This window comes from Bacillus sp. FSL M7-0558 (assembly GCF_038003245.1).
GTDB classification, from domain to species: domain Bacteria; phylum Bacillota; class Bacilli; order Bacillales; family Bacillaceae; genus Bacillus; species Bacillus pumilus.
The window spans coordinates 3016623-3034948 of the sequence record NZ_JBBOOU010000001.1 but is presented as its reverse complement, the minus strand read 5'-3'; the positions used below and the strand labels follow the sequence as shown (position 1 = coordinate 3034948).

Annotated in this window: 18 protein-coding genes; 12 read left to right on the top strand and 6 right to left on the bottom strand. The window is 41.1% G+C overall.

Annotation, left to right across the window (positions count from 1 at the left end):
• Window positions 1-48 precede the first annotated feature (48 nt).
• Both MHB79_RS15495 and MHB79_RS15490 read left to right on the top strand, forming a co-directional pair.
• Window positions 49-1365, top strand: a complete 1317-nt coding sequence (locus MHB79_RS15495; protein WP_003213283.1) for a sensor histidine kinase — start codon at window positions 49-51, stop codon at window positions 1363-1365.
• Window positions 1362-2294 (top strand): response regulator, encoded by a 933-nt coding sequence (locus MHB79_RS15490; protein WP_003212842.1) that lies wholly within the window; start codon window positions 1362-1364, stop codon window positions 2292-2294. The genes MHB79_RS15495 and MHB79_RS15490 overlap by 4 nt, the downstream gene beginning before the upstream one ends.
• 16 nt (window positions 2295-2310) lie before the next feature.
• Here MHB79_RS15490 and MHB79_RS15485 read toward each other — a convergent pair whose 3' ends face one another.
• Complete coding sequence (locus MHB79_RS15485) at window positions 2311-2919, bottom strand: TetR/AcrR family transcriptional regulator (RefSeq protein ID WP_050944148.1); 609 nt, start codon at window positions 2917-2919, stop codon at window positions 2311-2313.
• Between the two features lie 89 nt (window positions 2920-3008).
• Between MHB79_RS15485 and MHB79_RS15480 the strand changes: the two genes are divergently transcribed.
• The gene (locus MHB79_RS15480) at window positions 3009-3557 is read left to right on the top strand and encodes a hypothetical protein (protein ID WP_003213116.1); all 549 of its coding nucleotides are present in this window, start codon (window positions 3009-3011) and stop codon (window positions 3555-3557) included.
• Between the two features lie 37 nt (window positions 3558-3594).
• Here MHB79_RS15480 and MHB79_RS15475 read toward each other — a convergent pair whose 3' ends face one another.
• From MHB79_RS15475 to MHB79_RS15465, 3 genes are read right to left on the bottom strand one after another with little or no spacing between them, the layout of a single operon-like run.
• Window positions 3595-4533, bottom strand: a complete 939-nt coding sequence (locus MHB79_RS15475; protein WP_106032209.1) for a metal ABC transporter substrate-binding protein — start codon at window positions 4531-4533, stop codon at window positions 3595-3597.
• A 13-nt stretch (window positions 4534-4546) separates the two neighbouring features.
• The gene (locus MHB79_RS15470) at window positions 4547-5419 is read right to left on the bottom strand and encodes a metal ABC transporter permease (RefSeq protein WP_003212785.1); all 873 of its coding nucleotides are present in this window, start codon (window positions 5417-5419) and stop codon (window positions 4547-4549) included.
• Window positions 5419-6162 carry a metal ABC transporter ATP-binding protein gene (locus MHB79_RS15465; RefSeq protein ID WP_058013687.1) on the bottom strand — a complete coding sequence of 248 codons (744 nt, stop codon included), beginning with the start codon at window positions 6160-6162 and terminating at the stop codon, window positions 5419-5421. The genes MHB79_RS15470 and MHB79_RS15465 overlap by 1 nt, the downstream gene beginning before the upstream one ends.
• 431 nt (window positions 6163-6593) lie before the next feature.
• Here MHB79_RS15465 and MHB79_RS15460 point away from each other — a divergent pair, with 431 nt between their 5' ends.
• The 9 genes from MHB79_RS15460 (at window position 6594) to MHB79_RS15420 (ending at window position 16830) form a co-directional block, all read left to right on the top strand.
• On the top strand, window positions 6594-8693 hold the full coding sequence (locus MHB79_RS15460) for a heavy metal translocating P-type ATPase (protein ID WP_285859639.1): 2100 nt from the start codon (window positions 6594-6596) through the stop codon (window positions 8691-8693).
• A 144-nt stretch (window positions 8694-8837) separates the two neighbouring features.
• Window positions 8838-9524 carry a DsbA family protein gene (locus tag MHB79_RS15455; RefSeq protein WP_251190820.1) on the top strand — a complete coding sequence of 229 codons (687 nt, stop codon included), beginning with the start codon at window positions 8838-8840 and terminating at the stop codon, window positions 9522-9524.
• A complete protein-coding gene (locus MHB79_RS15450) occupies window positions 9521-9934 on the top strand; it encodes a disulfide oxidoreductase (RefSeq protein WP_284907332.1) in 414 nt (137 codons plus the stop codon). The genes MHB79_RS15455 and MHB79_RS15450 overlap by 4 nt, the downstream gene beginning before the upstream one ends.
• 146 nt (window positions 9935-10080) lie before the next feature.
• Window positions 10081-10692 (top strand): trimeric intracellular cation channel family protein, encoded by a 612-nt coding sequence (locus tag MHB79_RS15445; protein ID WP_003212961.1) that lies wholly within the window; start codon window positions 10081-10083, stop codon window positions 10690-10692.
• Between the two features lie 322 nt (window positions 10693-11014).
• The gene (locus MHB79_RS15440) at window positions 11015-13030 is read left to right on the top strand and encodes a Na+/H+ antiporter (RefSeq protein ID WP_003212699.1); all 2016 of its coding nucleotides are present in this window, start codon (window positions 11015-11017) and stop codon (window positions 13028-13030) included.
• A gap of 63 nt (window positions 13031-13093) precedes the next feature.
• Window positions 13094-13963 carry an ROK family protein gene (locus tag MHB79_RS15435; protein WP_340990142.1) on the top strand — a complete coding sequence of 290 codons (870 nt, stop codon included), beginning with the start codon at window positions 13094-13096 and terminating at the stop codon, window positions 13961-13963.
• A gap of 69 nt (window positions 13964-14032) precedes the next feature.
• Window positions 14033-14878 (top strand): aldo/keto reductase, encoded by an 846-nt coding sequence (locus tag MHB79_RS15430; protein ID WP_012011253.1) that lies wholly within the window; start codon window positions 14033-14035, stop codon window positions 14876-14878.
• Window positions 14879-15230: 352 nt separating this feature from the next.
• On the top strand, window positions 15231-15893 hold the full coding sequence (locus MHB79_RS15425; RefSeq protein ID WP_340990140.1) for an ATP-binding cassette domain-containing protein: 663 nt from the start codon (window positions 15231-15233) through the stop codon (window positions 15891-15893).
• Window positions 15868-16830 carry an ABC transporter permease gene (locus MHB79_RS15420; protein ID WP_340990138.1) on the top strand — a complete coding sequence of 321 codons (963 nt, stop codon included), beginning with the start codon at window positions 15868-15870 and terminating at the stop codon, window positions 16828-16830. The genes MHB79_RS15425 and MHB79_RS15420 overlap by 26 nt, the downstream gene beginning before the upstream one ends.
• Window positions 16831-16860: 30 nt before the next feature.
• Here MHB79_RS15420 and modB read toward each other — a convergent pair whose 3' ends face one another.
• Both modB and modA read right to left on the bottom strand, forming a co-directional pair.
• Window positions 16861-17526, bottom strand: a complete 666-nt coding sequence (gene modB, locus MHB79_RS15415) for a molybdate ABC transporter permease subunit (RefSeq protein ID WP_212045537.1) — start codon at window positions 17524-17526, stop codon at window positions 16861-16863.
• Window positions 17526-18302, bottom strand: coding sequence for a molybdate ABC transporter substrate-binding protein (gene modA / locus MHB79_RS15410; RefSeq protein WP_340866525.1), 777 nt, complete (start codon window positions 18300-18302; stop codon window positions 17526-17528). The genes modB and modA overlap by 1 nt, the downstream gene beginning before the upstream one ends.
• Between the last annotated feature and the right edge of the window lie 24 nt (window positions 18303-18326).

The following is an 18326-nucleotide window of genomic DNA, read 5'->3' as shown; positions in this document are numbered from 1 at the left end:
CAAGCCCACATAGTATACTATCGTCAATTATTAGGGATGTGACTGCGTTTGAATCTACTGAAAAAATGGCTAAATACAGAGCCTTATTTAATTGTGATGCTCATTGTACTGACACCGATTGGCGGAGAGTTTAAATTTTATCCATTTGAGGACAGCTTTCGGGTCAGCTTTGGAACCGTTGTCTTTTTCTTTATCCTACTCCAAATGAAAAAATTCCCAGCATGGGCAAGCGGTATCATTGCAGGGGTTTCTGTTTTTGCGTTTCGCGTGCTTCTTGATACAGCCGTCACAGGTCATCTTCCGCTGGAAGAGGCGATTTCTTTAAGATTTCCTTCCCTGCTTTATTACGTCGTCTACGGCACGCTCTTTTATTTATTAAAGGTCAGACGTTTCCGTGATCAGCCTTGGCTGATTGGAGCGACAGGTATCATCATGGAGCTATGCGCGAGCGTTGTTGAAATGATTGCACTTCGTGGCACCATCGATGAAATTTTAACGATGCGGACGCTGTTTCAACTTTTCGTGTTGGCGATTTTCAGAAGCTTTTTCGTGTTGGCTTGTTATACAATGATTCGATTATATGAAGAGCAGGCGAGAGAGCGTCAGATGAAAAAGGAAAAGGAACATCTGCTCATGCTCCTGTCTAATCTTTACACGGAATCTACATACTTTCATAAAACACTTGCACATGCTGAGCACATTACAGCGACATCCTATCAATTGTATCAATCCCTGCATCACGCAAAGGATGCAGAGTCATTGGATTTGAAAAAGCTCGGAAAAACAGCCCTGCAAATCGCAGGAGAGGTGCATGAGATCAAAAAGGATAACCAGCGGATTTTTTCTGCATTATCAAAGCTGATTCATGAAGAAAATTTTCAGGCGTATGCAAGTCCTGCGCATATTGCTGGGCTCGTGATTCGTATTCATGAAAATTACGCAGAATCTCTTAAAAAAAACATTGTCTTTCATTATGATGAAGATGGGCAGCATCCCGTCTATCACGTGTATACCATTCTATCTTTGTTAAATAATATCGTTTCCAATGCTGTCGAAGCCATTCCGGTGGATGGAGAGGTGTCACTCTCTATTTCCCAGAAAGAGAGCCATGTGATCTTTCAAATTAGTGACAACGGGCCTGGCATTAAAGAGCGTAATCATCATGTGATTTTTAAACCCGGTTTTACTTTAAAATACGATCAGGCTGGGAATCCATCAAGCGGTATCGGTCTTTCCTATGTAAAGGATACAGCGGAGAAGCTTGGCGGAAGTGTTGAGATGAAGAGTATCCCAAATAAACAAACGACTTTCACGTTAACGATACCAATGGATCAAGTTAGTAGAAAAGAGGGGATTGGGAGATGAGATTTTTTATTGTGGATGATGATGAAGCCGTGCGTTCTTCACTCGCTCAGCTCATTGAAGATGAAGAGCTTGGCTTCGTCGCGGGAGAAGCAGAGGATGGCGCAGAGTTAACGGCAAGCTACTTAAATGATTTGCACATTGATATCTTATGTATTGATCTATTGATGCCGGAACGAGACGGACTTGAAACGATACGAGCCATTAAGGATGAGTTTCATGGCAAATACTTAATGCTGTCACAGGTAGAAACAAAGGAATTAATCGGCCAGGCGTATACGCTTGGTGTCGAGTATTATGTGACAAAGCCAATCAATCGTGTAGAGGTCTTAAGTGTGCTCCACCTCATGATTGAGCGGCTTCATTTAGAGCATTCAATTGAAAATATTCAGCACTCACTCAAATCCGTCATGCAGTTTCAGCAGCGCGGTCAGACGAAAACGAAGCAGCGTGGGAAAAGTCTTGCAGAGGCAGGCCAGTTCTTGCTTGCAGAGCTTGGAATTGTGGGCGAAAAGGGATCTAAAGATTTATTAGATATGATCCTCTTCACAGATCAGTATTTAGCGCTACATACCGAACATCATGATTCATTTCCTTCTTTAAAGGTCATTTTCACGGGTGTCACCGAGGATAAATTAAATGAGCCTTACACATCGGCAGACATTGCAAGAGAAGCGAAAGCAGCGGAACAGCGGGTGAGGCGTGCGATCAACCAATCCTTGAAACACATCGCTTCACTTGGGTTAACTGATTTTTCTCATCCGACCTTTGAAAATTACGCTTCTAAATTCTTTGATTTCACCATCGTGCGAAAGAAAATGAGTGAATTAACAAAAGAGACGAGCGGTAGAGAAGAACATACCCGTATCAATGTGAAGAAATTTGTACAGGTGCTCTACTACGAAGCAAAACGTATTTTTATGGAAGATTAAAAAAAGACATGCTCCCTCATGAGGGAGACATGTCTTTTTTGGTGATGGATTGCATGTGCATCTGCAGTACGGAGCGTATGAGCTGAGGCGGTAAGCGATGAGGCTGCAAGATTCCATTCAATGCAAGCCCATTGATGACCGCATAAAGCCGCTCAGTTTCGACTAAAAGATCGATATGATCAAGCAAGAGCCCATCCTCTTTTAATTTCATTAAACAATATTGGGTCATTTGGAAAAGCTCGTCATACATCTTTGCATTGAGCGGCTGTAAATCAGGTTCAGTCATCGACTTGACTGTAAAAGCCTGCCACACCTCCATTTCAAATCTTCGTTCTTCATCAAGTGGGAGAACCTGCTCCAATAACGCGAGGACATTTTCTTCCGTTGAACCGTTCAGCTGAAGTCCTGTCATCCGCTCTTTGACTCTTTCCTGAATCAATGTCATAGAGAAAAGAAATAGCTCCTGCTGTGTGGAGAAATAATGACGCATAGAGCCCGCTGAAATGCCAGCTTCTACCGCTACTTTTCGTACAGAAGCGTTTTCCAATCCATCCTGTTTAATCACTCTCATGGCAGCTTGAGCGACTTTTTGTTTTTGTTTATAGTGATCGACGATTTTTGGCATACATTGATTTTAGCACAGCTATTGTTTTTTTAACACAGTTGTGTTATTTTTTATTTAATACAATCGTATTAAAAAGGATGTGGTGAATATTGATCGGGTTATTGATTGTGGCATGTGAAATTGGCTTTTGGCTGTTTATTCTGGTGGGGTTAACACTTCGTTATGTGTTTAGACAGAAAAAGTGGGGCGCCTTCTTCCTCATTTGTACACCGATTTTGGATCTCATACTTCTTGCAGCGACGTATATGGATTTAAGAGAGGGGGCTGTGGCAAGTGTCATTCACGGGCTCGCAGCTGTTTATATTGGGGTGAGTCTCGCTTTTGGACATCAAATGGTGAAATGGGCAGATGTCCGGTTTGCTTATCGATTTGCAGGAGGCCCTAAGCCGAAGGGAAGACCAAAGTACGGGAAGGAACGGTCTGTATATGAAATAGTCGGCTGGACGCGGCATCTCGTCTCTTATGTCATCGGAGCCGGTCTACTATTTGGGTTATCTTATCTCATCCAAGCACCAGAACGAACGGAAGCACTGATGCAACTAGCGAGAGTATGGGGAATGGTCTTAGCCATTGATTTCGTCATTAGCATCAGCTATGTGATCTGGCCGAAAAAACACCCGCAAAATATAGCCAGCTAATAAAAAAGACAGGCGAACTCACTCCGCCTGTCTTTTCTTATGATGAAAGCCCTTTGTAAATGATGTCAATATTCCATTTCATCATCTTATAGTAGCTGTCCCCATCTTCACCTTTCTTTCCAATGGAGTCAGTAAATACTTTTCCTTTAATCGGAACACCAGTTTCTTCAGATAGGCTTTCAAGGCTGCGTGGATCGACACTTGTTTCAAGAAAGAGCGCAGGCACTTGATGATCTTTGACGAAATGAATGATGCGCTTCATTTGTCCAGGTGTTCCTTCATTCTCTGTGTTGATCTCCCAAATGTAGCCTGCCTTTAGTCCATAGGCATCTGCAAAATACTTGAAGGCTCCCTCACTTGTCACAAGACGCTTTTTGTCTTTCGGCAGCTGGTCGAACTTGTCTTTTGCTTCATCATGAAGCGCTTGAAGCTTTTTGATATAGTCTTCTGCATTTTTTTCGTAATCCTCTTGATGCTCAGGGTCCGCTTTAATAAGTGCATCTCTGGCATTTTTAGCATACAGAATCCCATTTTCGACATTTAGCCAAGCATGTGGGTCCTGCTGGCTTTCGAGGCCTTTTGAAGATAAATGTTTTACTTTGACGCCTTTACTCATTTCGGCTACAGGTGCATCATCCCCGTCCTTGCCACTCGATTCGAGCAGCTTTTGAAACCAGCCATTCCCTGTTTCAAGGTTTAAGCCATTATATAGAACAAGGTCTGCATCCGTTGTATGCTGAACATCCTTTGGCAGTGGGTCAAATTCATGTGGGTCTGTACCAATGGGAACAATGCTGTGAATAGAGACATGCTCTCCGCCTACTTCCTTCACAATGTCATAAAGAATGGAGTAGGTCGTGACGACTTTTAATGTGCCGTCATCTTTGCCGGAATTATTTTGTTTTGTAGAACAGCCTGTGATGACCATAAGGGCAATGAATACTGCGGTCAAACGGATTGCAAATACCTTCTTCATATATGTCCTCCTTTTACATAGACGCTTCCTTTTTTAGCTGCGTTCGTTTTCGTTTAGATCTTAATGATCTCCATAGAATTCCTTGCTTTGGTGAAAGGATAAAGGCACTCCCGAATAAAATGGTCGCAACTAGCACGATAGAAGCGCCAGACGACAAGTTATACGTAAAACTAAGCCCAAGACCGGCAACGGCAGAAACTGCCCCGAAAAATGCAGATAAATAAATCATAATCCATAGCCGGTCTGTTAAGAGATACGCAGTGGCTGCCGGCGTAATAAGCATGGCAACGACAAGAATAATCCCAACAGTTTGTAGTGAAGCAACGGTCACAAGGGTCAACAAGGTCATGAGAAAATAATGGATCATTCGATTCGGTAAACCGTAAACCGAAGAAATCACCGGATCAAATGAACTAATGAGCAATTCTTTGTAGAAAATGATGACGGCCAGCAGGATAAAAATGCCGATGCCAAGCGTAATCCACATATCAGATGATCGAACAGCTAGAACGTTTCCAAACAAGATATGATATAAATCACTGGAACTTTTCAAAAATGTGATCAAGATGATCCCGATTGAGAAAAAAGCGGTGAAGACAATGCCAATCGCAGAGTCATTTTTAATGCGGCTGTTTTGACTCACATATCCGATCCCAATCGCTGTTAATACGCCAGTTAAGACGGCTCCGAAGAAAAAGTTAATTCCCAGCATATAAGAGATGGCGACACCTGGCAGCACAGCATGCGATATGGCGTCTCCCATCAAGGCCATGCCCCGTAAAATGATAAAGCAGCCAATGACCCCGCAAATAATGCCTACCATCACGGATGTAAATAATGCTTTTTGTAAAAACGCATATTCAAAGAGTCCGGTTAAAAATTCCATTACACGTCTCCTCCTGCTGATTTTAAGAATGGTAGCTGCGTTTCATATGCCTCCAGCATGACCTCTGGGCGAAGGATATCGTGTACAGGTCCAGCTTTGATGAGTTTTTTATTTAACAGAACGAGATGGCTGAAGTAATCATCGGCTTTACTTAAATCATGATGGACCACCAAAATGGTTTTTCCTTCATCCCGTAATTCCTTCAAAATGCGAATCATCGTTTCTTCACTTGCCATATCAATTCCAACAAATGGTTCATCCAAACAGAAGAGCTGTGCGTTTTGCGCAAGTGCTCTTGCAAGGAAGACACGCTGCTGCTGACCGCCGGATAACTCACCAATTTGTCTTTTGGCAAAGTCCTGCATGCCGACTTTTTCTAAACAGTGGTACGCATATGCCCGGTCTTCTTTTTTCGGACGTTTGATCAGGCCAAGCTTCGGATATGTTCCAAGTAGGACGGTATCCAGCACATGAATAGGAAACGTCCAGTCTAGATCATTTCTTTGTGGTACATAGGCGATCTGTTTTCTAACTTGTTTAAAGGGCTGTTCAAAAAAGCGAATATCCCCTTGATCTTTTTCAATTAAATCCAAGCATGCCTTGAGTAAAGTCGATTTACCGGCACCATTTGGACCTATGATTCCTGTCATCGTTCCTTCCTGTATGGAAAGAGAGATGTTCTCTAAAGCATCCTGCCCGTGATATGAGACATGAAGACGGTCGATTGTTAAAGCATTTGGCATCTCTTGCGGCCCCTTTCGATCATCATTGCACTTCCTAAAGATATATGCATACATTAAATAATTTTGACTAAAGGATGAAATGATTCTCTAACGCTAATTTGTTTCCTTGAGGAAACTTTTATTTCATTCTAAGCGTCTGTCCTTCTTTTGTAAAGAGAAAAAACTGCACTTATTCTGTCAGAGATCAAACGATCGTTTTTATGTTATGTGGTGAGCGGGGGACATGAGCTTGGTTTATTGAAAATCCGTGTGACAGAATGGGACACAAAAAACCAATTATTTCTTCATAAATGATTGACAGAAGATAAGAAATCCTCATATAATAAGGGTAATCCAATATATGAATATATGCTCATATATAAAGTTTTTAATTTTTAATAGGTTGAATCGATCCAGGGAACGTTACTTATCATATAGAAAAAGGTGAGAACATGAAAAAGATGAAGGATGAATACGTATTAAGCGGTCTTGATTGCGGCAACTGTGCACGTAAAATAGAAACAGGTGTCAGCAAAATGGATGGAGTGGAAGCTTGCTCTGTTAACTTTGCGACAGGCACCATGACTGTGACGCATGCAGATAAGCAAGAAACGATGACAAAGCGTATTGAAAAAACTGTTCAGTCCATTGAACCTCATGTGAGTGTATCACCGAAAGAAGAAGGACATCATCACGATCATGATCATGGGACAAAAAATTTAAAAACGATTGTGCTGAAATTAATTGGCGGTGCAGTCATTGGAACAGCCGCTTTCTTTATACCTGAAGATGGTGTATTAAAGTTCCTTATGTTCTTCGCAGCATATTTACTAGTCGGCGGTGATGTGGTTTTTAAAGCGCTGAAAAATATCGTGCGAGGCCAAGTATTTGATGAGAACTTTTTAATGACCATTGCAACAGTTGGCGCTTTTGTGATTCAGCAATATCCAGAGGCACTGGCAGTGATGCTCTTTTACCAAATTGGAGAGCTCTTCCAAGGGGCGGCAGTGAATCGTTCAAGACGTTCAATTAGTGAATTAATGAATATACGTCCAGAATACGCGAATCTAAAAGTTGGAAATGAAACGAAAAAAGTGAATCCAGAAGAAGTAAAAGCCGGTGACCGTATTGTCGTGAAGCCTGGTGAAAAAATTCCGCTGGATGGGCTCGTTATTGAGGGCTTCTCACTTGTTGATACATCCGCATTAACAGGGGAATCGGTGCCGCGGGATGTAGAAGCGGGAAAAGAAGTTCTTGCAGGATTTGTGAATCAAAACGGTATACTTGAAATTGAAGTCCAAAAAGAGTTAAGCGAATCGGCAGTGACGAAAATTTTAGATTTGGTTGAGAATGCAAGCAGTCGAAAAGCACAGACAGAAAATTTCATCACAAAGTTTGCAAAATATTATACACCGGCTGTCGTCGTGCTCGCCTTATTGCTTGCCTTTGTGCCGCCGCTTCTTATTCCATCAGCACAATTGTCTGACTGGGTGTACCGGGCGCTTGTCTTTCTCGTGATCTCTTGTCCTTGTGCTCTTGTTGTATCCATTCCATTAGGGTTTTTCGGGGGAATTGGGGCAGCGTCTAAACGAGGCATCCTTGTCAAAGGCAGTAACTATTTAGAAGCATTGAATTCTGTGAAATATGCGGTATTTGATAAGACGGGCACGCTTACAAAAGGAAACTTTACAGTGACCAATATTGCCACAGTCAGTGACAAGTGGTCAGAAGAAGAGCTGCTTTCTTTTGCAGCACTAGCAGAAGCCCATTCCTCTCACCCTATTGCAGAATCGATTAAAGCGGCATATAGCTCACCGCTTGATGAAAGCCAGATCGAAGCATATGAGGATATCGCGGGACATGGAATTAAAGCGACCATCAGCGGATCTCACGTCTTAGCGGGAAATCATCGCTTGATGGAGCGAGAAGACATTGCGTATGAAAAAGAAAAAAGAAGCGGAACCGTTGTGTACATGGCAATTAACGGTGAGTTTGCCGGATCAATCTTGATCGCAGATGAATTAAAGGACGATGCAATCGAAGCCGTTTCTGCTCTAAAGGCGTCTGGTATTCAAACCGTCATGCTCACTGGTGATGCTAAGCAAGTCGGAACTGCGGTCGCTAAGCAAATTGGCATTGATGAAGTACATGCAGAATTATTACCGCAAGACAAAGTAACGAAATTAGAAGAAATTGATCAGAAAAAAGCGCCTCAAGAAAAGCTATTATTTGTTGGGGACGGCATTAATGATACACCGGTATTAGCAAGAGCGGACATAGGAATTGCAATGGGCGGGCTTGGTTCAGATGCAGCTGTCGAAGCGGCTGATATCGTCATCATGACGGACCAGCCATCAAAGGTAGCAGAAGCCATCGCTGTCGCAAAACGAACAAGAAGGATTGTCTGGCAGAATATCGCATTTGCCCTTGGTGTCAAAGGCGTTTTCCTATTACTCGGAGCATTCGGAATTGCGACGATGTGGGAAGCCGTCTTCTCGGATGTCGGTGTCACCGTACTCGCTGTTTTAAATGCGATGAGGGTCATGAAATAAAATTGTAAGGAAAATTTCATGAATACCATCTTTCATAATGGACCCCCTCTTGTTAAAATAGAAGAAGTTGGATAATGGCATTTTTCTAAGCTATTATCCCTTTTCTTTTTTAAAAGGAATGAAAAAGATAAGGTAGGTGCTTATGTGAGTAAGAAAAATAATCAATCTTCATCCATTAAATTTGCTGTCATTTTAACCATCATCGCAGCTCTTCTCATCGGTATATTTGTTGTGATTGGAAACAAGAACAGCCAAGAAGCACAAACAGTTGACAGTAAGCCTTCGATTAAAGGACAGCCTGTCATAGGAGACAAAGATGCAGCGGTGCAAATTGTCGAGTTTGGGGACTACAAATGTCCGTCATGTAAATCATTCGAAACAGACATTTTCCCAAAACTGAAAGCAGACTACATAGATAAAGGCGATGTATCATTTTCATTTATTAACTTGCCACTGCCTGTTCATGGAGATGGCGCAGTGTTAGCAGCACTAGCTTCTGAAGAAGTATGGAAAGAAGATCCAAAAAACTTCTGGGCATTCCATGAAGCTGTCTATCAAGCACAGCCAGATAGTGAAGCAGAATGGGTTACGCCTGCTAAGCTGACTGAATTAGCGAAAAAGACAACAAAAATTAATACGGACAAACTCAAAGATAACCTATCAAAGAAAACGTATCAGCCGCAGTTGAACACAGACGATCAGCTTGTGAACAAATACAAAGTGAATTCAACACCAACGATTTTCATTAACAATAAACAAGTTCAAAACTTCTATGACTATGATGAAATCAAAGAATTAATTGATCAAGAGCTTAAAGGGAAGAAATCATGAAGAATAAGCTTATTTACTTGTACAGTGCTTGGATTGTCTCGATCGTTGCGACGATGAGCAGCCTGTATTTAAGTGAAATCAAAAAGTTTATTCCATGCGATATGTGCTGGTTCCAGCGTATTTTCATGTACCCGCTCGTGCTTTTACTTGGAATTGCTACGTTCCGGGGTGATGTCAAAGTGAAGTATTACGTACTGCCTTTAGCTGTAATCGGTGCTGGCTTTTCCATCTATCATTATATGGAACAAAAGATCCCAGGCTTTGCGTCGATTCGCCCTTGCCTCAGCGGCATTCCTTGTTCTGTTGATTATTTGAACTGGTTTGGTTTTATCACCATTCCGCTATTAGCACTTATTGCATTTATTCTGATTATCATCAGTATGCTGCTGTTAAATGCAAGAGAAGATTGAGAGATAGCCTGCTTTTTAGCGGGCTATTTTTTATTTTTGCAAAAAGATAAAATTTAAAGAAAATTTGTATTGCTTTTCGCTTATGTCAGATATACATTAAGGGAGTAGTGTTAGATGATCAGATCATGTAAGGAGATAAGCGGAAAATGGCATGGGAAGTCTTAAGTATCATTGGTATTATCGCGTTCGCCATTAGTGGTGCGATAGTGGCAATGGAGGAAGAGTACGATATTCTTGGTGTGTACATTTTAGGGATTGTGACAGCATTTGGCGGTGGAGCGATTCGGAATCTATTAATCGGTCTTCCGGTGTCTGCTTTATGGTCACAGGGCAAGATGTTTACCATTGCTCTTGTATCCATTACGATTGTGTTTCTTTTTCCAAAGCTTTTGCTCAAGCACTGGAGCACATGGGGGAATTTCTCGGATGCGATTGGCTTAGCAGCGTTTGCGATTCAAGGTGCATTATTTGCTGTGCAAAGAGAGCTTCCGCTCAGTGCGGTCATTGTGGCAGCCATTCTGACTGGAAGCGGTGGCGGAATTGTGCGTGATTTATTGGCAGGGCGAAAGCCGCTTGTGCTAAAAGCGGAGATTTACGCAGTCTGGGCAGCACTTGGCGGCTTACTCGTAGGACTCGGTTTAGCACAAGGAGAGATTGCTTTGTATTTGCTGTTTCTCATCCTCGTCGTATGCAGGGTTTGTTCCTACCTATTCAAATGGCGGCTTCCCGCTAGGTCTTATTTTTTAAATAAAGGGTAAAACGAGAAAAGAGCGATTTCGCTCTTTTTTTTGTGTTTGAAACGAGCTGGATGTCAGCAGGTAATGGAGTTTTCGTGTAAAATAAAAGCAGGGTCTTTTTGTTCATCATTGGAACAATACATATGATGAAAATTTTGTCAGCTGGCTGAATATCTGGATTCAGCCTTTTTTTGCCTAGATGGATTGTTATGTGTTGGTTTCACATTTTGCGGAATACTAAAGAAGCTTCTATGATCGGACGGATGAATCAACTCGAAATGAACACATCTTTGCATGTAAGCAAAACTTGACGAAAAAATTAAAATAGGAGGGACACGTACTAGTGGAGATTTTTTTGGCAGTGCTCGTACTACTTGCACTCATTGCATCATCTAATATTATCAATCGTTTTGTCCCCTTTATTCCAGTCCCGTTAATTCAAGTGGGCTTAGGAATACTGGTGGCAGCTTTTCCTTCAGGTTTACATATTTCTTTAAATCCTGAACTATTCTTCGTTTTATTCATTGCACCGCTGTTATTTAATGACGGGAAGCGTACCCCAAGGGACGAGCTGTGGAAATTAAGAGCGCCGATTCTTCTGTTAGCCCTAGGATTAGTCTTTGCGACAGTCATTGTCGCGGGATATACCATCCATTGGATGATCCCAAGCATACCACTTCCAGCCGCATTTGCGCTTGCAGCGATTTTATCACCAACAGATGTGGTAGCAGTCAGTGCTCTTTCCAGCCGTGTGAACATGCCAAAGGGCATCATGAGACTGCTGGAAGGCGAGGGATTGATGAACGATGCATCAGGACTTGTCGCCTTTAAATTTGCCATTGCAGCAACAGTAACTGGCGCTTTTTCAATTGCTGAGGCATCCTTTAGCTTTGTCCTGATTGCCGCAGGTGGTCTATTGACTGGATTTATTCTATCCTTTTTTATCATTCGTTTTCGCTATTTTCTCCGCCGTTTAGGAATGGACGATGTCACGATGCATATCATTCTGCAAATCCTTACACCATTTGTCATCTATTTAGCAGCTGAAGAAATTGGTGTATCCGGTATTTTAGCGGTTGTTGCTGGCGGTGTGACACACGCTATTGAGCAGGATCGAATGGAAGCAAATTTAGCCAAACTGCAAATTGCTTCATCAAACACATGGAATATTATTTTATTTATTTTAAACGGACTTGTTTTCGTTATTCTTGGATTGCAGATTCCGGATGTATCGACAGTGATTTTCCAGGATGAAGCGTTTAATAATATGCAGGTCATCAGCTACATCTTAATCATCACGCTATGTCTCATGATCCTGAGATTCTTATGGGTATGGCTCTTCTGGGCAGGTAACTGGAGTGTAACGAAAAAGCAGAATGTGAAAAAACCGAAGCTGCGTGCTTCGATGCTGATGACATTCTCTGGTGTTCGTGGTGCTGTCACTTTAGCTGGTGCCTTCTCAATCCCATTTACGCTTGCGGACGGATCACCATTCCCCGAGCGGCATTTGATTATTTTCCTCGCAGCAGGCGTCATTTTATGTACACTCATTTTAGCTAGTGTATTATTGCCTCTTTTATCTGAGAAAAAAGACAAACAAATTGCCGTGGATTTGGATACAAAGGTTCAGCATGCGAAACGGAAGCTGCTGAGAAGTGCCATTAAAACCTTAAGAGAAGGAATGAATGAAGACAACAGGGAAGTGTCTCTAGCACTCATTAATGATTACCGAATGAAGCTGCGTAATATCCAGCGTGAGCCGTACCAATTCGGGATGAGAAGACAGGAACGAAAGATCAGATTGCATGGAATTAAAGCAGAACAAATGAAGCTTCAGCAATTAATTGATGAAGAGAAATTAGATAAAGAAGAAGCCTATGAGCTACAGGAGAGATTTCATGAGCTGGAAATGCTGTATTCAAACTCCTTCAAAATTCGTTTTTCAAAAGTGAAGTTCCTGCGCTTGCTTCAGTGGCTTCAATTATGGCGACCGAATCAGCTCGTTTCCAGCGGTATTTTAGAAAACGAAGACTCGTACAAGCAAATCCGTAAGAAAACGGCAGAGGCTGCTGTGGACTCGATCAAACAGCATATGACCGATGAAAATAAACAAACATGTCACCAAGTGATTGGCTTTTACAACCAAGTCATTTATCGATGTGAACACGGTCCAAGCTTCTTTCAGCAAAAAGACCGTTCGTTTGACCGGAAGAAAAAAGAGCTTAACTTCCAAGCTGTACAGACGATTCGAAATGAAATTCAAACTTTGTATGAAAATGGTGAAATCAATCGTGATATTGCCCATCATCTAAGGGAGTATATCAATGATATGGAAGCTGTTCTCCTGACCAATACGTAATGTTGTCATCTTTTTCCCTATGTTTTATGATGAAAAAAGAGAACAAGCAGGGGGAGATCAATGATGGCGTATTATGGAGCAATTGAAGCTGGCGGTACAAAGTTTTGTTGTGCAATCGGCAATGAGCACGGGGATATTCTCAAAGAAATGACGATTCCTACAGAGCACCCAGAAAAAACATTACAAAAGCTCATCCCATTTTTCGAGCAGCATGACATTGAAGCATTAGGGGTCGGCTCCTTTGGACCGATTTGTGTCCAAAAGGACGACCCTTCTTACGGTTATATCATGAACACGCCGAAAGTAGAGTGGAAGCATTACCCGTTCATTCCAGAGCTAGAGAAGCAATTAGAAGTCCCAGTATCTTTTACAACAGATGTAAATGCGGCAGCCTTAGGTGAATTAACAAAAGGAGCAGCCAAAGGGCTGAATAGTTGTTTGTATATCACGGTCGGTACGGGTATCGGTGCTGGCGCTGTTGTAAAAAACGAGCTTCTTCATGGTCATTCGCACCCAGAAATGGGGCACATCCTTGTCAGGCAGCATGAATCAGACGTGTTTGAAGGAGTCTGCCCAGCGCATGGGACGTGTTTAGAAGGACTGGCAGCTGGACCAGCGATTGAGAAAAGATGGGGGAAATCTGCTAAAGAGCTTACGGAGGAAGAATCAGTTTGGGCACTTGAAGCCGATTATTTGGCGCAGGCGCTGATGCAGTACTCCCTCATTTTAAGCCCAGAGCGCATCATTATGGGCGGGGGTGTCATGAAGCAAAAACAACTGTTTCCATTAATTCGAGAGAAGCTTGCTGCTTATCTCAATGATTATGTAGACCTGCCGCCGCTTGATTCATATATTGTCTCTCCTGGACTTGAAGACAAGGCCGGCATGACAGGTGCTTTGCTGTTAGCCATCGAAGCGAAGAAAAACGCCTGATAATAGAGTTTTAATGGACAACGTGAGATAATGAAAAAGATGGAATCTATGAAAAAGGTGGTTGTTAAAATGGTTAAAAGCTTGAATGATACCGTAACACTGAATAACGGAGTGGAAATGCCTTGGTTTGGTTTAGGTGTATTCAAAGTGGAGGACGGCAATCAAGTGGTAGATGCCGTAAAAGCAGCCATACGCAACGGATACCGCAGTATTGATACGGCTGCCGTTTATAAAAATGAGACAGGCGTAGGCAAAGCAATTAAAGAATCTGGCGTGAAACGAGAAGATTTGTTCATTACGTCTAAAGTATGGAATACGGATCAAGGCTATGATAAAGCGCTGGCTGCATTTGACGCAAGCTTGAATCGATTAGGTCTTGATTACTTAGACCTCTATTTGATTCATTGGCCTGGCCCAAATGCAGAAACATTTAAAGACACATGGCGTGCGCTTGAGAAGCTTTACAAGGATGGGAAAGTGAGAGCCATTGGCGTCAGCAACTTCTACATTCAGCATTTAGAAGAGCTATTAAAAGATGCTGAGGTTGTTCCAGCCGTGAACCAAGTTGAATTTCATCCGAAACTGACACTTGTCGAACTACGTCAATACGCAAAAGAAAAAGGCATTCAAATTGAAGCATGGTCTCCGCTCATGCAAGGAAAGCTATTAGATCATGACGTATTAAAGGACATGGCTGCACGCTACAACAAATCTGTTGCACAGGTCATCCTGCGCTGGGATCTGCAAAGCGGTGTCGTGACGATTCCAAAATCAATCAACGAAGAACGCATTAAACAAAATGCAGATATTTTTGATTTCGAACTTTCAAAAGAAGACATGGAAAAAATCGATGCATTAAACAATAACGAGCGTGTCGGCTCGAATCCAGAGACGATGACGGTTGGGTTTGAATAATAATGAAATAGAATAATGATAAAAACACCTTTCGATAGACGTAGGAGTGAGACACTTCTGTGACTAATGGAAAGGTGTTTTTTTATTAATTGAATTAAAAGCTATCTTGAAAGCGAGCATATCTCCTTAAATCCACCTTAAATCACATGAACTTTATGGAATGATAATGGGTTATATGGTAAATTTTGAATATGAATAAAAGGAGGATCATTATATACAAAAAGTCATTCTTGCTTTGTCTTTACCTTTGTGAGTAACTCTTTTACATATCGAGTTTGGGGTAATTTCATAATAATAAACGAGGCGCTTTTAATAACAATCTACAAAAAATACTTAGAGGAGTTTTTGGAAAATGATCCATGTAAAAGGATTGACAAAAACATATCGACATCAGCCTGTATTTGAGGATTTACATATTCAAATAAAACATCAAAAAATAAATTTCATAATGGGGAAGAATGGATCCGGAAAAACAACTTTTATGAAATGCTTACTTCAGCTAGAACACTATGAAGGGGAAATCTTGTATAATCATCAGCCAATTGATCGAGTAAGAAATGAGATTCAGGTGATGTTTGATGATACTCCACTCTATTTAAATCTAAACGGTTATCAAAATATAAGATTATTGTTAAACAGCCCTGTTGATCAAAAAAAGTGTGATGAACTGGCAAGAGAATACCTGCCACATGAGATTCTCAAGAAAAAGATCAAACATTACTCATATGGACAAAAAAAGAAGCTAAGTTTCATATTCATTGCCTTAACAAAACCAACATATGTATTCTTAGATGAGATATCAAATGGTTTAGATTATGGAACAATGATGGAATTAAAAGCAATGATTAAGAAATGGTCTGAAGACATGACGATTATTGCTACAGGTCATCAGTTTGAATTTTATTCATCTATTGTGGATGAATTGTTTATTTTAAAAGACAAATCAATGATTCAAATCCATGACTTTCAGGAAAAAGGAGAGGATTTGGGTGACATCTATCAAACATATCTTTAAATTAATGAAAAAAGAGTTTTTATATCAATATTATGCCAAAGCATTTCTTGTCTTGTTCATTCCATTAATGCTGATTTCGTTATGGAATGTATATGCTCAATATGAAACAACAAAATCCAACTATGCCCAATATGTAAAAACAGAAAGTGAATACAAAGAGCTCGGGATTGATATTAAGAAGGCTTTGACGATGCCAGTCAACATAGAAGAAGGAGAACTAGCCGGAGCTGAGGGGGAAGTTGTAGAAAATGTCTTGAAATATGATTATGAGCAGTTTATTCATTCACTTCATTTGATGGAACCCACTCAAACGATTTCAACAACTTTAGAATGGATGGGATTTATCTTTTATCCTCTCGTATTTGGTTTATATGCTATTTATTTATCAACATATGATGTTAAATATAAAACGCTGAAAATAAAGGCAGTTCGATATGAGTGGAATGATGTATTGTTTTCTAAGCAATTATCTCTGTATGTCATCATTCTATTATTGATTCCTATTCTTTCTCTTATTTCTTATATAGCTAGCCATATCTTTTATTCTGCCATATCAAATGATATATCTGTTCAATTGTTTACATATCAAGATAGTACGGAACATTCTATATTGCTTCAATTCATGTTTGTTATTTGTACTAGTTGGTTATTTAGTACACTTGTTTTTTATTTAGGTAGTTTATGTCGAAGTTTTATTTTATCAGGGGGCATCTATATGGTTTATTTTTTACTGATTCCTAACTTAGGTGTCTTTGATTTAAAAAATATGATCGCCAACTTAGCTATGCACTTTTTTTTGTTTAAAGGAAACTACCAATTATTTGTGCCGATTCCCATGAATATAACCACCATCCTGATCAGTATTTCATTGCTTTTCTATCTGTCATCCCTGATGACTTATACTATGGTAAAACGGCAAAGTAAATATGTAGTCTAAATCCCCCTATTCTCACATAGAGGGATTTTTTTACGTACTACTTCTACGCACAGCCAAAAGCATAATAAAAGATAAGATCACAATACAGATCGTCCACGCCCAAGCAAGCTCCATGCGCCCAGAATCAATCGCCACATAAATAGCGGTTGGGAGTGTTTGGGTTTTTCCTGGGATGTTGCCGGCAAACATTAAGGTCGCTCCGAATTCTCCAAGGGCTCTTGCAAAGCTAAGGATGCTGCCTGACAAGAGGGATGGAAGGGCAAGAGGTACAGTAATATAGGCAAAGACTTGGAATGAATGAGCACCATCTACTTTTGCAGCCCCTTCAATATCTGACTCAATTGTAGAAAAGCCCGCCTTTGCTGATTGATACATGAGCGGGAATGCCACGACTGTCGAAGCAATAACCGCCGCCCACCATGTGAAAATGACCGGCTGATGGAAGATCCATTCAATCGCGCCCCCTATTACACTATGCTTTCCGAATACGACGAGCAATAAAAAGCCAACGACTGTTGGCGGGAGAACGAGCGGCATCATCAGGAGCGTTTCCACAATCATTTTCCCTTTAAAAGTTGTTCGCGCCATCCAGAAGCCAATTGTTGTGCCAAAAACTGTGGCCAACAGCCCGCTGACGATAGCCACTTGCACGGACAGCCAAATGGGTGATAGAAAGTCTTCAGTCAGCATAGGCATTACGACACTTGAAAGCCGTATTTCTTAAAAATGGATGTGGCTTTATCAGATTGAAGAAATTGAAAAAAGGCTTTGGCTTCCGTAAGATGATTTGTCCCTTTGACAATCCCTACTGGATATATAACCGGGGAGTGCATGTCCGAATTTGCTTCAGCTGCAATCTTTACTTTTTTAGAAACGAGGGCGTCTGTTTTATACACAACACCTGCTTCGACATTTCCAGTTTCAACGTAGCTTAAAACTTGCCGTACATCTTTGGCATAGACAGCATTCTTTTTCACTTGATCCCATATATTCAGTTTTGTGAAAATCTCTTTGCCATATGTACCAGCAGGAACCGATTCAGGTGTGCCAAGAGCGATCTTTCCTTTTACGTGCTGGACGTCTTGAAAGCTTTTAATAGAGGAAGAGCCATCTTTTGGCACAATAAGGACTAGCTCGTTTTGTATGGCGTCCTTGAGATATTCTCGGTCAATGTCTCCAGATTGAACAAGTTTATTGAAGGGCTCTTCAGCTGCTGAGAAAAAGAGATCCGCTTTTGCTCCTTGAGCGATTTGCTGCTTCAATGCGCCGGATGATCCGAAGTTATTCGTTAATGTCACATGTGGATGCTGTTTGTGAAAGGAGGCTTCAATTTCCTTTAGTGCATCCTGAAGACTTGCCGCTGCTGAAATTACAAGCTCTGTTTTTTTATTCGAATTAGATGGCTTCATCTCTGTTTGGCATCCACTCAGAAGCAAACATATGGAGATGAAGGCTAAGAATATATACTTCATGTTCACACCTCTTATCATTCAATA

Bases quoted from the DNA above. Each gene is read 5' to 3' on its own strand.
- MHB79_RS15490 (WP_003212842.1), top strand. From the start codon at position 1,362: ATGAGATTTTTTATTGTGGATGATGATGAAGCCGTGCGTTCTTCACTC.
- MHB79_RS15485 (WP_050944148.1), bottom strand. From the start codon at position 2,919: ATGCCAAAAATCGTCGATCACTATAAACAAAAACAAAAAGTCGCTCAA.
- MHB79_RS15475 (WP_106032209.1), bottom strand. From the start codon at position 4,533: ATGAAGAAGGTATTTGCAATCCGTTTGACCGCAGTATTCATTGCCCTT.
- MHB79_RS15470 (WP_003212785.1), bottom strand. From the start codon at position 5,419: ATGGAATTTTTAACCGGACTCTTTGAATATGCGTTTTTACAAAAAGCA.
- MHB79_RS15465 (WP_058013687.1), bottom strand. From the start codon at position 6,162: ATGCCAAATGCTTTAACAATCGACCGTCTTCATGTCTCATATCACGGG.
- MHB79_RS15460 (WP_285859639.1), top strand. From the start codon at position 6,594: ATGAAAAAGATGAAGGATGAATACGTATTAAGCGGTCTTGATTGCGGC.
- MHB79_RS15450 (WP_284907332.1), top strand. From the start codon at position 9,521: ATGAAGAATAAGCTTATTTACTTGTACAGTGCTTGGATTGTCTCGATC.
- MHB79_RS15445 (WP_003212961.1), top strand. From the start codon at position 10,081: ATGGCATGGGAAGTCTTAAGTATCATTGGTATTATCGCGTTCGCCATT.
- MHB79_RS15435 (WP_340990142.1), top strand. From the start codon at position 13,094: ATGGCGTATTATGGAGCAATTGAAGCTGGCGGTACAAAGTTTTGTTGT.
- MHB79_RS15430 (WP_012011253.1), top strand. From the start codon at position 14,033: ATGGTTAAAAGCTTGAATGATACCGTAACACTGAATAACGGAGTGGAA.
- MHB79_RS15425 (WP_340990140.1), top strand. From the start codon at position 15,231: ATGATCCATGTAAAAGGATTGACAAAAACATATCGACATCAGCCTGTA.
- modB (WP_212045537.1), bottom strand. From the start codon at position 17,526: ATGCCTATGCTGACTGAAGACTTTCTATCACCCATTTGGCTGTCCGTG.
- modA (WP_340866525.1), bottom strand. From the start codon at position 18,302: ATGAAGTATATATTCTTAGCCTTCATCTCCATATGTTTGCTTCTGAGT.